The 12,531-nt window shown below is 71.6% G+C and carries 10 protein-coding genes; 3 read left to right on the top strand and 7 right to left on the bottom strand.

Features of this window, described 5'->3' with window-relative positions:
- Positions 1–113: 113 nt before the first annotated feature.
- The 4 genes from BXA03_RS07105 to BXA03_RS07090 are packed head-to-tail and all read right to left on the bottom strand — an operon-like array spanning position 114 to position 3,635.
- Complete coding sequence (locus tag BXA03_RS07105; protein WP_076505489.1) at positions 114–1,028, bottom strand: hydroxyacid dehydrogenase; 915 nt, start codon at positions 1,026–1,028, stop codon at positions 114–116.
- Positions 1,025–1,711: an RraA family protein gene (locus BXA03_RS07100; RefSeq protein ID WP_076505486.1), complete on the bottom strand. Its 687-nt coding sequence runs from the start codon at positions 1,709–1,711 to the stop codon at positions 1,025–1,027. Before BXA03_RS07100 ends, BXA03_RS07105 begins: the two co-directional genes overlap by 4 nt.
- Before the next feature lie 47 nt (positions 1,712–1,758).
- Positions 1,759–2,745, bottom strand: a complete 987-nt coding sequence (locus BXA03_RS07095) for a Bug family tripartite tricarboxylate transporter substrate binding protein (protein WP_076505483.1) — start codon at positions 2,743–2,745, stop codon at positions 1,759–1,761.
- The gene (locus tag BXA03_RS07090; protein ID WP_076505481.1) at positions 2,742–3,635 is read right to left on the bottom strand and encodes an amidohydrolase family protein; all 894 of its coding nucleotides are present in this window, start codon (positions 3,633–3,635) and stop codon (positions 2,742–2,744) included. The genes BXA03_RS07095 and BXA03_RS07090 overlap by 4 nt, the downstream gene beginning before the upstream one ends.
- A 389-nt stretch (positions 3,636–4,024) precedes the next feature.
- Between BXA03_RS07090 and paoA the strand changes: the two genes are divergently transcribed.
- From paoA to paoC, 3 genes are read left to right on the top strand one after another with little or no spacing between them, the layout of a single operon-like run.
- On the top strand, positions 4,025–4,618 hold the full coding sequence (gene paoA, locus BXA03_RS07085) for an aldehyde dehydrogenase iron-sulfur subunit PaoA (RefSeq protein ID WP_083715928.1): 594 nt from the start codon (positions 4,025–4,027) through the stop codon (positions 4,616–4,618).
- Positions 4,615–5,574, top strand: a complete 960-nt coding sequence (locus BXA03_RS07080; RefSeq protein WP_076505479.1) for an FAD binding domain-containing protein — start codon at positions 4,615–4,617, stop codon at positions 5,572–5,574. Before paoA ends, BXA03_RS07080 begins: the two co-directional genes overlap by 4 nt.
- Positions 5,571–7,784 (top strand): aldehyde oxidoreductase molybdenum-binding subunit PaoC, encoded by a 2,214-nt coding sequence (paoC, locus tag BXA03_RS07075; RefSeq protein ID WP_076505477.1) that lies wholly within the window; start codon positions 5,571–5,573, stop codon positions 7,782–7,784. The genes BXA03_RS07080 and paoC overlap by 4 nt, the downstream gene beginning before the upstream one ends.
- A 45-nt stretch (positions 7,785–7,829) precedes the next feature.
- Here the strand turns inward: paoC and BXA03_RS07070 are convergent, their stop codons facing one another.
- Genes BXA03_RS07070 through BXA03_RS07060 form a run of 3 tightly spaced genes read right to left on the bottom strand, consistent with a single transcriptional unit; the run spans position 7,830 to position 12,457 of the window.
- Complete coding sequence (locus tag BXA03_RS07070) at positions 7,830–9,191, bottom strand: sigma-54-dependent transcriptional regulator (RefSeq protein ID WP_076505475.1); 1,362 nt, start codon at positions 9,189–9,191, stop codon at positions 7,830–7,832.
- On the bottom strand, positions 9,188–11,062 hold the full coding sequence (locus BXA03_RS07065) for a sensor histidine kinase (protein WP_143476237.1): 1,875 nt from the start codon (positions 11,060–11,062) through the stop codon (positions 9,188–9,190). The genes BXA03_RS07070 and BXA03_RS07065 overlap by 4 nt, the downstream gene beginning before the upstream one ends.
- 48 nt (positions 11,063–11,110) lie before the next feature.
- Positions 11,111–12,457 (bottom strand): dicarboxylate/amino acid:cation symporter, encoded by a 1,347-nt coding sequence (locus tag BXA03_RS07060; RefSeq protein ID WP_076505471.1) that lies wholly within the window; start codon positions 12,455–12,457, stop codon positions 11,111–11,113.
- Positions 12,458–12,531 lie beyond the last annotated feature (74 nt).

The following is a 12,531-nucleotide window of genomic DNA, read 5'->3' as shown; positions in this document are numbered from 1 at the left end:
GTCCGTCGTGGCGGATTCCTGGCGATGCCGGCCGTGCCGCCGGTCCTCGCTGGCCCGCGCTTCTCCCGCGAAGGGAGAGCGCGCTTTCACTCAGTCGCTGTGTGGACGGCGCCTCAGCCCCGTTCCAGCACCGCCAGCAGGTTCCTGGCCGCAGCCACGCCCATGTTGACGTAGGCATCGCTGGTCACGCCGCCGATGTGCGGGCTCAGCACGATGCGCTCCTGGCCCTGGAAGGGATGGCCCGCCGTCATCGGCTCGACGGCGAAGCTGTCCAGCCCGGCGCCGGACACCTGGCCCGAGCGCACGGCCTGCAGCAGTGCCGCTTCGTCGATCAGGCCGCCGCGCGCGGTGTTGACGACGATCACGCCGCGCTTGCACTGGGCCAGCGTGTCGGCATTCAGCATGCCGCGGTTCTCGTCGGTCAGCGGGCAGTGCAGCGAGACGACGTCGGACTCGCGCCAGATCGCCGGCAGGTCCACGGGCTGGATGTAGTCGGGCAGGTTCTTGGCAAACGGGTCGAAGCCGATGACCCGCATGTCCATGGCGTGGGCCATGCGCGCGAAGCGCTGGCCGATGGCGCCCAGGCCCACCAGGCCGACGGTGCGACCGCCCAGCTCCAGGCTCTTGTGCGTGGCCTTGTCCCAGTGGCCGGCGTGCATGCGCGCGTCCAGCGGCACCACCGACTTGGCACAGGCCAGCATCAGCGCCAGGGCCTGCTCGGCCACGGCGGCGGCGTTGGCGCCGGCGGCGGCCACCACCTCGATGCCGCGGGCACTGGCGGCCACCTTGTCGATGGTGTCGGTGCCGCTGCCGTGTTTGGAGATGACCTTGAGCGACGGCGCCGCATCCATCACCTTCGCGCCCACCTTGCCATAGCGCACGATGATGGCCGCGGGATCGTGGCGCTGGCACAGCGCGATCAGGTCGTCCTCGGTCGGCGTCTTGCCGGCGTAGACCACCTCCATGTTCTTCAGCAGGGCCAGGGCCTGCGGCGCGAGATCCGCACCGGTGACAAGGACGGTGCTCACAGCTCTTCGCCTTCCTTCAGCACGCCGGCCGCACGCAGGGCGGCGGGCAGCCATTTCGAGGCGGTGTCGCCGCGCGAGATGGCGTCCAGGCGGGCGGCCTCGTCGGCCACCTTTTTGTCGGCCAGGGCCAGCATGGCGGGCGCCTTCTCGCGCTCGATCACCACCACGCCGTCGGCATCGCCCACCACCAGATCGCCGGGGTTGACGCTGGCGCCGCCGGCCGAGATCGGGTGGTTGATGCGGCCGGGCACGAACTTGGTGGGGCCAGCCGGGTTGAAGCCGGCGCTGAAGACCGGGAAGTCCAGTTCCAGCAGCTCCAGCTTGTCGCGGATGGCGCCGTCGACGATCACGCCGGCCAGGCCGCGCTTCTTGCAGGCGCTGAGCATCAGCGTGCCCATGAGGGCGGCCGTCTGGTCGCCCTTGCCGTCGATCACCAGCACGTCGCCCGGCTGGGCCAGGGCGATGGCGGCATGGATCATCAGGTTGTCGCCGGGCCGCACTTCGACGGTGAAGGCCGGGCCGGCCACGGCCATGCTGTGGTGCACCGGCGCGACGCGCGCGCTCATGGTGCCGCGGCGGCCGGCCACGTCGGCCAGGATCGCAGCCTGGTAGGTGCCGGCCTTGGCGACCACTTCGGGGGAGACGCGCTCGATGTCGCGGACGATTTCGGGGAGTTGGCTCATGGCGGGGGCTCGGTTCGGAAGAAGGAAGGAAAGGGATGCGGGCGCAGTCAGTCGGCCTTGATGCCACCCTTGCGGATGACCTCGGCCCACTTGGCGGAGTCGGATTTCTGCAGCGCGCCCAGTTGGGCGGGCGTGCCGCCCACCAGCGTGATGCCCAGCTTGTCGGCCAGGGCGACCACGTCGGCGGTCTTGAGGGCGGCGTTGATGTCGCGGTTGAGGCGGTCGACGATGGGCGCCGGCGTGCCGGCCGGCGCGAACACGGCCTGCCACTGCTCGACCACGAAGTCCTTGAGGCCGGCCTCGCCCATGGTGGGCACGTCGGGCAGGGCCTTGAGGCGCGCGGCCGAGGTGACGGCCAGGGCGCGCAGCCGGCCCGACTGCACATGCGGCAGCGCCGCGGCGGCCGGGGCGAACATGAAGTTCACCTGCTCGCCCAGCGTGTCCTGCAGCGCGGGCGTGTCGCCCTTGTAGGGCACGTGGATGAAGCGCGTGCCGGTCTGCTGCGCCATCAGCTCGCCCTGCATCTGCAGGATGGTGCCGGTGCCGCCCGAGGCGAAGGCCAGCTTGCCCGGCTGCGCCTTGGCGGCGGCCAGCAGGTCGGCCACGCTGCGGTAGGGCTGGTTGGCGCCCACCACCAGGATGTGCGGGATGGTGCCGATGGTGATCACCGGCGCGAAGCCGCCGATGGGGTCGTAGGGCAGCTTGCCCATCAGGTGCGGCGCGATGGCCTGCGGGCCGATCGAGGTGCCCAGCAGCGTGTAGCCGTCGGGCGCAGCCTTGGCGACGTAGGCCGCGCCGATGGTCCCGGTGGCGCCGGCACGGTTGTCCACGATGACTTTGGTGCCCAGCGTGCCGCCGAGCTTCTGCGCCACGGCGCGGCCCAGCACGTCGGTGCTGCCGCCGGGCGGGTAGGGCACGACCCAGGTGATGACGCGGCCCGTGGGCCAGTCGCCCTGGGCCCAGCTGCTGCCGGCAGCCAGCAGGGCAGCGGCGCCGGCGATGAGGGAACGGCGGGTGAGGCAAGGCGGGATCATGTCTCGGTGTCTCCTTGCAGTTCTTGAAGCGGCCCGAAGCCGTACAGCGCGGCCGGGTTGTGGACCAGCACCTGGGCCAGGCGCTCGCCGCCGCCGGTCCAGTGCGCCAGCCGGTCGAGCTGGCGGGCGTCGTCGGGCAGCGGCTGCAGCCCGGCCGTCGCGGTGGCATGTGGCCAGTCGCTGCCCCAGACGACGCGCCCGGGGGCGGCGTCGATGAAGCTGCGGGCCAATGCGTCGAGGGCCGGGTCGTCGGTGCTGTGGGTGGGGCTGACCAGATAGCCGCCCGACAACTTGATCCAGGCCCGGCCGGCGCGCAGCAGCTGCAGCACCACGGCATGGGCGGGATGGCGGCCGACGTCGTCGGGCGAGAGGCGCGCGAAATGGTCGAAGACCACCGGCACGGGCAGGTCCGACAGCCGGTCGGCCAGCGTCGCCAGCAGGTCGGCCGGCATCAGCAGTTGCAGGTGCCAGCCCAGCGGGGCGATGCGGCGCGCGAGGGGCGTCAGCATGTCGGCATGCAGGCCCACGCCGAGCGACAGGTTGAGCCGCACGCCCCGCACGCCCTCGGCATGGAGCTGCGCCAGCTGCGCATCGGACTCACTGCCGTCGATGACGGCGACGCCGCGCGCCTGCCCGCCGAGCGCGCGCAGCGCCGCGAGCATGGGACGGTTGTCCGCCCCGTAGGTGGAGGGCGTGACGAGCACGGCGCGCTGCAGGCCGGCGCGGCGCTGCAACTGCCGGTAGTCGTCGACGGAGGCGTCGGGCGGGAGCAGCCGGGCGCCGGGCACGGCCGGGAAGCGGGCGTCGTAGACGTGGATATGGCAGTCGCAGGCGCCCGCCGGCAGCGGGGTGGCCGGCGGCTGGGTGCCCGCGCTGAAGGGGACGGCCATCGGCTGCGCGCCACCAGCCGCGGCCGGGCCCGCGAGGGGCGGCCGTTCTGCAGGCAGGGTGGGCAAGGTCGAGGGCATCCGGTCGTCTCCGAAGGCGGCGTCTTGGCACCGCGATGGGAGCGGACTCTAGAAGCGCGTTGCGCTATTCACAATGGCGGTTCGCTGGGTGCAACCCGTTGTGATGGATGAAACGCTGTGCACGGAATTCATGCGACGCGTGTCCGGCACGTCCCACAGACGCTCAGGCGCTGCGCCGTCGCCTGGCCGGTGCTTGCACCGAGCGCGCCCATACCCGGCGCGAGCTCACAGTGGCTCGACTGCCGCCGCATGCCCTGCCACGCCCCGACCGCCCAGGCGGCCAATCCCCACGGAACCCCACGGAGTACCCCATGGCCCCCAGCTCGAAGTCCCCGCCGCTGCGCGACCGCGCACCGGAAACGCCCTCCGGCGGCAGCAGCACCATCGACTCGCTGCAGTCCACCGTCCATCTGACGGTGAACGGCGGGGCGCGCAGCCTCACCCTCGACAACCGCACCACGCTGCTGGACGCGCTGCGCGAGCACCTGCACCTGTGCGGCACCAAGAAAGGCTGCGACCACGGTCAATGCGGCGCCTGCACGGCATTGGTCGACGGCCGCCGCATCAACACCTGCCTGAGCCTGGCGGTGATGCACGAAGGCAGCGAGGTCACCACCATCGAAGGCCTGGGCACGCCCGAGGCCATGCACCCCATGCAGGAGGCCTTCGTGCGGCACGACGGCTTCCAGTGTGGCTACTGCACGCCGGGCCAGATCTGCTCGGCCGTGGGCGCCCTGCGCGAACTGCGCGACGGCGTGCCCAGCCATGTGAGCGAGGACATCCAGGCCAAGCCCCTGCTCTCGCCCGACGAGATGCGCGAGCGCATGAGCGGCAACATCTGCCGCTGCGGCGCCTACAGCAACATCCAGCAAGCCATCGCCGAGGCTGCGGAGGCCACGCGATGAAAGCCTTCAGCTACGAACGCGCCGCCACGCCCGAAGCGGCCGTGGCCGCCCTGGCCCGCACGCCCGACGCCCGCTTCATCGCCGGCGGCACCAACCTGCTGGACCTGATGAAGCTGCAGGTGGAAACGCCCACGCACCTGATCGACCTCAACGGCCTGGGCCTGGACCGCATCGAGCCCACCGAGGACGGCGGCCTGCGCATCGGCGCCCTGGTGCGCAACACCGACCTGGCGGCCGATGCCCGCGTGCGGCGCGACTACGGCGTGCTCTCGCGCGCCCTGCTGGCCGGCGCCTCGGGCCAGCTGCGCAACAAGGCGACCACCGCCGGCAACCTGCTGCAACGCACCCGCTGCCCCTACTTCTACGACACCGCCCTGCCCTGCAACAAGCGCGAGCCCGGCAGCGGCTGCGGCGCGCTCCAGGGCTACAGCCGCCAGCTGGCGGTGGTGGGCGGCAGCGAGCACTGCATCGCCACCCACCCGGGCGACATGTCGGTCGCACTGCGCGTGCTGGACGCGACGGTGGAGACCGTGCAGACCGGCGGTGGCCGGCGCACCATCCCCATCGCCGACTTCCATCGCCTGCCCGGCAACACGCCCGAGCGTGACACCGAGTTGGCGCCTGCCGAGCTGATCACGGCGGTGACGCTGCCGGCCCCGGTCGGCGGCACGCACGTCTACCGCAAGGTGCGCGACCGCGCCTCCTATGCCTTCGCCCTGGTGTCGGTGGCGGCCATCGTGCAGCCCGACGGCACCGGCCGCGTTGCATTCGGCGGCGTTGCGCCCAAGCCTTGGCGCATGGAAGGGGCCGACGCAGAACTGCCGAACGGTTCGCAGGCCGTGACCGACCGGCTCTTTGCAGACGCCCATCCCCGCCCCGACAACGCCTTCAAGCTGCCCCTGGCGCAGCGCACCCTGGCGGCCACGCTGGCCGACGCGAAGGAGATGCAGCCGTGAAATTCGATCCCTCCACTACGGCCGTGCCCGGCGAGCAGCTTCGCCACGTCGGCCAGGCCACGCACCGCATCGATGGCCCGCGCAAGACCACCGGCACCGCGCCCTACGCCGGCGAATGGCATCCCGACTTCGACGCCCATGTGCGCGACGCCGCCTATGGCTGGGTACTGGGCGCGGGCATCGGCAAGGGCCGCATCGCCAGCATGGACCTGGACGACGCCCGCGCTGCCCCCGGCGTGCTGGCGATCGTCACCGCCGAGGACGCGGGCGCGCTCGACAAATCGGAGCGCAACACCGCCAAGCTCTTCGGTGGCCCGGCCATCGACCACTACCACCAGGCCATCGCCGTGGTCGTGGCCGAGACGCTGGAGCAGGCCCGCGCTGCCACCGCCTTGATCCGCGTGCGCTACGACGCCGCGCCCGGCCGCTTCGACCTGGAAGCCGAGCGCGACAACGCCGAGCTCGCTGGTGACGACGCCAAGACCGAGGTCGGCGACTTCGACGCGGCCTTTGCCGCCGCGCCCCTGCAGCTGGACGCCACCTACACCACACCCGACGAGTCGCACGCCATGATGGAGCCGCATGCCACGCTCGCCGCGTGGGAAGGCGACAGCCTCACGGTTTGGACCTCGACGCAGATGGTCGACTGGTGCCGCACCGACCTCGCCGCCACGCTGAAGATGGACAAGGCGAAGGTGCAGGTGCGCTCGCCCTTCATCGGCGGGGGCTTCGGCGGCAAGCTCTTCCTGCGTTCCGATGCGCTGCTGGCGGCGCTGGCGGCGCGCGCCGTGAAGCGCCCCGTGCGCGTGGGGCTGCACCGGCCGCTGATCGCCAACAACACTACGCACCGTCCAGCCACGATCCAGCGCATCCGCCTGGGCGCCGAAAAGGACGGGCGCCTGACCGCCATTGCGCACGAGAGCTGGTCCGGCGACCAGCCCGAAGGTCAGCCGGAGACGGCCGTCAACCAGACCCGGCTGCTCTATGCCGGCGCCAACCGCCGCACCGCCATGTACCTGGCGGAGATGGACCTGCCCGAAGGCAACTCCATGCGCGCACCGGGTGAAGCGCCCGGCATGGCGGCGTTGGAGATCGCCATGGACGAGCTGGCCGAGCGCCTGGGGCTGGACCCGGTCGAACTGCGCCTGCGCAACGACACCGACGTCGACCCCGAACATCCCGAACGCCGCTTCACCCAGCGCCGCCTGGCCAACTGCCTGCGCGACGGTGCCCGACGCTTCGGCTGGGACCAGCGCCCCGCCAAGCCCGGCATGAAGCGCGAAGGCCGCTGGGCCATCGGCGTGGGCATGGCGGCAGCCTTCCGCAACCACATGCTGATGAAGTCCGCCGCGCGCGTGCGGCTCACGCCCGATGGCGGCGTCACGGTCGAGACCGACATGACCGACATCGGCACCGGCAGCTACACCATCCTGGCCCAGACCGCGGCCGACCTGCTGGGCGTGCCGCTGGAGCGTGTGGACGTGAAGCTGGGCGACTCGGACTGGCCCGTGTCGGCCGGCTCGGGCGGCCAGTTCGGCGCCGCCAACGCCACCGGCGGCGTCTATGCCGCGTGCGTGAAGCTGCGCGACGCCATCGCCCGCAAGCTGGGGCTGGACCCGCAAGGCGCCGAATTCGCGGAGGGCGAGGTCCGCAGCGGCGGCCGCAGCATCGCCCTCGCCAATGCGGTGAAGGACGGCGAGCCGCTGACCGCCGAGGACGGTATCGAGTACGACGAGTCGTTGTCCAAGCAATGGCAGCACTCCACTTTCGGCGCACATTTCGTCGAAGTGGCCGTGCATGTGGACACGGCGGAGATCCGCGTGCGCCGCATGCTGGCCGTCTGCGCCGCCGGCCGCATCCTGAACCCGGTGACCGCACGCAGCCAGGTGATCGGTGCCATGACCATGGGCGTGGGCGCCGCGCTGATGGAGGAACTGGCGGTAGACACTCGGCTGGGCCTCTTCGTCAACCACGACCTGGCGGGCTACGAAGTGCCGGTGCATGCCGACATTCCTGAGCAAGAGGTGGTGTTCCTCGACGAGCCGGACGGCATGGCTTCGCCCCTGGCCGCCAAGGGCATCGCCGAACTGGGCCTGTGCGGCGCGGCGGCGGCCGTGGCCAATGCCGTCTACAACGCCACGGGCGTGCGGGTGCGGGACTATCCGGTCACGCTGGACAAGCTGATCGCGCAGTGGCCGGCGGCGGCCTGAACGGTTGAGCACGACGGAGGACGGCGCCCATTGCGGGCGCCGTTTTCATTCCTCCCGCCGATACCCCGCCGCATCGATCCCCAGCCGCTTCAGCTTGTCGTACAGCGTCGCCTTGGCGATGCCCAGTTCCTTGGCGGCCTGGGGCACGTCGCCCTGCAGGCGGCGCAGGGCCTCGCTGAGCAGGGTGCGCTCGATCTGCTCCATGTGCTCGGGCAGCGAGACACCGCGCTGCCCGCCGCCCAGGGCGTCGGAAAAGCTGTCACCCAGCAGGCCCAGCACGTAGCGGTCGGCCACGTTGCGCAGTTCGCGCACGTTGCCGGGCCAGGCATGGCCCAGCAGCGCCGACAGGGCCTGGGTGTCGGGCACGGGCGCAGGCTGCCCGTAGCGCTTGGCGGCCTGCAGCGTGAAATGCTCGAAGAGCAGCGGGATGTCCTCGCGCCGCTCGCGCAGCGGCGGGAGCTCGATGAAGGCGACGCCCAAGCGGTAGTACAGGTCGGCGCGAAAGCGGCCCTGCTCGCTGGCCTCGCGCAGGTCCACCTTGCTCGCCGCAATCACGCGGCAGTCCACCGCCACCTGCTGGTTGGAGCCCACGCGCTCGATGGTGCGCTCCTGCAGCGCGCGCAGCAGCTTGACCTGCACCGCCATCGGCATGCTCTCGATCTCGTCGAGGAAGAGCGTGCCGCCGTGGGCATGCTCGAACTTGCCGATGCGGCGCTTGACGGCGCCGGTGAAGGCGCCGGCCTCGTGGCCGAAGAGTTCGCTGTCGACCAGGTTCTCGGGCAGGCCGCCGCAGTTGACGGGCACGAAGTGGCCGCCGCGCCGGCCGCTGCGCTCGTGCAGGCAGCGCGCGACCAAATCCTTGCCGGTGCCGGTCTCGCCGTAGATGACCACATCGGCCGGCGTGGCGGCGAGCGTGCGCACGGTCTGGCGCACGCGCTCCATGGCCGCCGAGCGGCCGATGAGCGTGGCCTTGATGCCGCTCCAGTCGTCCAGCGCGCGGCGCAACGATTCGACTTCGAGCGCCAGCCGGCGCTGTTCGGCGGCGCGGCGCACCACGGCCACCAGCCGGTCGGAGGCATAGGGCTTCTCGATGAAGTCGTAGGCGCCGTCGCGCATGGCCTGCACCGCCATGGCGATGTCGCCGTGACCGGTGACCAGGATGACGGGCAGTTGCGGATCGGCCCGGCGCAGCTCGGCCTGCCAGCCCAGGCCACTCTGGCCGGGCAGTTGCACGTCGCACACCACCACGGCGGGCACGCCCTCGGTGATGGCGGCGCGGGCGGGCTCGACGGCGCCAAAGGCCTGGACCTCGAAGCCGGCCAGGTCCAGCGCCTGGGCCGCGCCCAGGCGCACGTCCTCGTCGTCCTCGACGAGCAGCACGCGGATGGGATGGGGGGAGGCGTTCATGGTTCGTCGCGAAGGGCGGAGGCGGGAGCGCTGGCGGGCACGTCGGGGCGGGCAGGCAGCTCGATGACGAAGGCGGCGCCAGCGCCTTCGGGCGCCTCGTCGGGCCGGGCCAGGCGCAGGCTGCCACCGAAGGCCTGGATGATATGGGCCGACATCATCAGCCCCAGGCCCAGGCCGCGGCCGGCCGGCTTGGTGGTGAAGAAGGGCTCGAACAGTCGCGCCTGCGCTTCCGGCGGGATGGGGGGGCCGCTGTTGGCGACGGTGATGCGGCATGTGCCGGCCGAATCGAGGGCAGACGCCACGGCGATCCAGCGCGTGCCGACAGGCACGTCCGCCAGGGCATCGGCCGCATTGCCGACCAGGTTGGCCAGCACCTGCACCAGGCGCGTCTCCTCGGCCATCACCGCCAGGTCGGTGGGCAGGGCCTCGGTGCCCAGGTCCACGCCCAGCTCGCGCAGGCGGGGCGCATGCAGCAGCGCGGCCTCGCGCAGGGCGCGCTCCAGCAGCACCGGCACCGGCGGCTCGGTGCGCTTGTGCGCGAAGACCTTGAGCTGTGCCGTGAGGCGGCCCAGCCGGTGCACCAACTGCGCGATGCGCGTGAGGTTGGCGCGGGCGTCATCGCTGCGGCCACGCTCCAGCAGCAGCACCGCGTTGTCCGACAGGGTGTGCAGCGCCGCCAGTGGCTGGTTGAGCTCGTGCACCATGCCGGCCGACATCTGCCCGAGCACGGCGAGCTGGCCGGCGTGGACCAGCTCGGCCTGCGTGGCCCGCAGCTCGGCGGTGCGCTCCTGCACGCGGCGTTCCAGCGAATCGTTGGCGGCCTGCAGCGCAGCGCGGCTGGCCAGCTGCTGGCGTACCAGCCGGCGGCGCTGGCGCAGCACGAGCAGACCCAGCAGCAGGGCGGCGGCGGCCAGCGCGGCCCCCGCCGCTGCCGCCGCGGCGACGGCCCGCACGGGCCCCTGGTCGCTCAGCAGCACCAGGCGCCAGCGGCCGGCATCCAGGCGGTGCACCGTGGCGGCGTAGCTGCGGCCGTCCAGGCGCACCTCGCGCACCGGGCCGGGCTCCAGCGGGCCGTCGCCGGCCATGCGCCACGACAGGGGCGTGAGCGGAGCATCGCCGTAGCGGCGCGAGGTGGCCGCCTCGGCCCGCTCGGCATCGGGCAGCGGCGCGATGGGGCGGTACTTCCAGTCCTCGCGCGAGGCCAGGATGGCGACCTGGTGCTCGTCCAGCAGCAGCATCTCGCCGGGCAGCTGGCGCCAGGCCAGCGCCGCGGGGCGCAGGTCGATCTTGACCGTGGCCACGCCGCGCACGGGGCCGCCCCGCGGCAGCGCATAGGCGAGGTAGTAGCCGGGCACGCGGCTGGTCACGCCGATGCCGTAGAAGCGCCCGCGCCCACCGGCCAGGGCTTCACGCAGGTAGGGCCGGTACGACAGGTTCTGGCCGGCGGGCGTGCCGAGCTGGCCATCGTCGCTGGCGGCCGCGGCCACCCCTCCGGGCTCCAGCACGTACAGCGTCTCGGCCCCGGCGATGGCGTTGAGCGCATGCAGGTAGTGGCTGGCCTGCGCGCGCAGCGCAGGATCGAAGGGGCTGGCCAGCAGCTGCTGCACCTGGGGCGAGGTCTCCAGCAGTGCGGGCAGGTAGTCGAAGCGGGCCAGCTCGGCCTCGATGCGGCTGACCTCCATGTCCAGCCGGTGATCCGCCGCCTCGCCCAGGCGGTCCAGGCCGATGCGCAGCGCCAGGGCATAGGCGCCCCAGGCGGCCAGCGCCACGAGCGCGAGCACGGCCAGCGCGGGGCCCAGGCGGGTGCGCCCGGCGCCGGTCGGCAGGAACGGAAAAGGGGCGCTACGCGCCCCTGGAGAGTTGAGTGCCACGGCGCGAGTATGGCCGTGGCGGGCGGCGGCCGGGGCCGCCGTGGCTTCTCAGGCCGCCTTCGTGGGGAAGCGCGCCGTGGTCGCGTCCAGCACCTGTTCCGGCGCATTGGCTTCGAGCGTGCTCTCGTTGTTCAGCACCTCGTGCATGCGGCTTTCGTCCAGGTCGCCGGTCCACTTGCCGACCACCACCGAGGCGACGGTGTTGCCGACCAGGTTCGTGAGGGCGCGGGCCTCGCTCATGAAGCGGTCGATGCCCAGGATCAGCGCCAGGCCGGCCACCGGCACGTGGCCCACGGCCGACAGCGTGGCCGCCAGCACGATGAAGCCGCTACCCGTGACGCCCGCGGCGCCCTTGGAGGTGAGCAGCAGCACCAGCAGCAGCGTGATCTGGTGCGTGATGTCCAGCTGCGTGTTGGTGGCCTGGGCGATGAACACCGCGGCCATGGTCAGGTAGATCGAGGTGCCGTCCAGGTTGAAGGAATAGCCCGTGGGCACCACCAGGCCGACGGTGGACTTGCGCACGCCCAGGTTCTCCAGCTTGGCCATGATGCGCGGCAACGCAGCCTCGGAGCTGCTGGTGCCCAGCACGATCAGCAGTTCTTCCTTGATGTACTTGACCAGCTTCCAGATGCTGAAGCCGTGCAGGCGCGCCACGACGCCCAGCACCAGGAACACGAAGACGAAGCAGGTCGCGTAGAAGGTGCCCATCAGGAAGGCCAGCTGCTTGAGCGAGCCCACGCCGTACTTGCCGATGGTGAAGGCCATGGCGCCGAAGGCACCGATGGGGGCGACTTTCATGATGTAGCCGACGATGACGAAGAGCACGTGCGAGGACTTCTCGATCATGTCGAACACCAGCGTGCCGCGGCCGCCGAAGCGGTGCAGCGCGAAGCCGAAGAGCACGGCCACCAGCAGCACCTGCAGCATCTCGCCCTTGGCGAAGGCGTCCACCACCGTGTTGGGGATGATGGCGAGCAGGAACTCGGTCGTGCTCTGCATCTTGCCGGGGCCGGTGTAGGCCGCGATGGCCTTGGTGTCGAGCGAGGCCGGATCCACGTTCATGCCCACGCCCGGCTTGACCACGTTGACGATGATCAGGCCGATGATCAGCGCCACGGTGCTCATGATCTCGAAGTACAGCAGGGCGTAGCCGCCGGTCTTGCCGACCTTCTTCATGTCCTCCATGCCCGCGATGCCGACCACCACGGTGCAGAAGATGATCGGCGCGATGATCATCTTGATGAGCTTGATGAAGCCGTCGCCCAGCGGCTTCATGTCGGTGCCGAGGGCGGGATAGAAGTGGCCCAGGAGCACGCCGATGACGATGGCGACGATGACCTGGAAATAGAGGGACCGGTAAAGCGGCTGGCGGCGGGCGGGTGTGGGGTCTTGCATGCGGGCTCCTGGGGTGTCTCCGTTGCGGAAATGGCGCCATCGATGGCGGCCGCTGATCAGCGCAAGGAGGGTGC

Source organism: Pseudacidovorax sp. RU35E, assembly GCF_900156165.1.
In the GTDB taxonomy this organism is placed as follows: domain Bacteria; phylum Pseudomonadota; class Gammaproteobacteria; order Burkholderiales; family Burkholderiaceae_C; genus Xenophilus.
The sequence above is the reverse complement of the archived record's forward strand: the minus strand, read 5'-3'. Positions and strand labels throughout refer to the sequence as shown.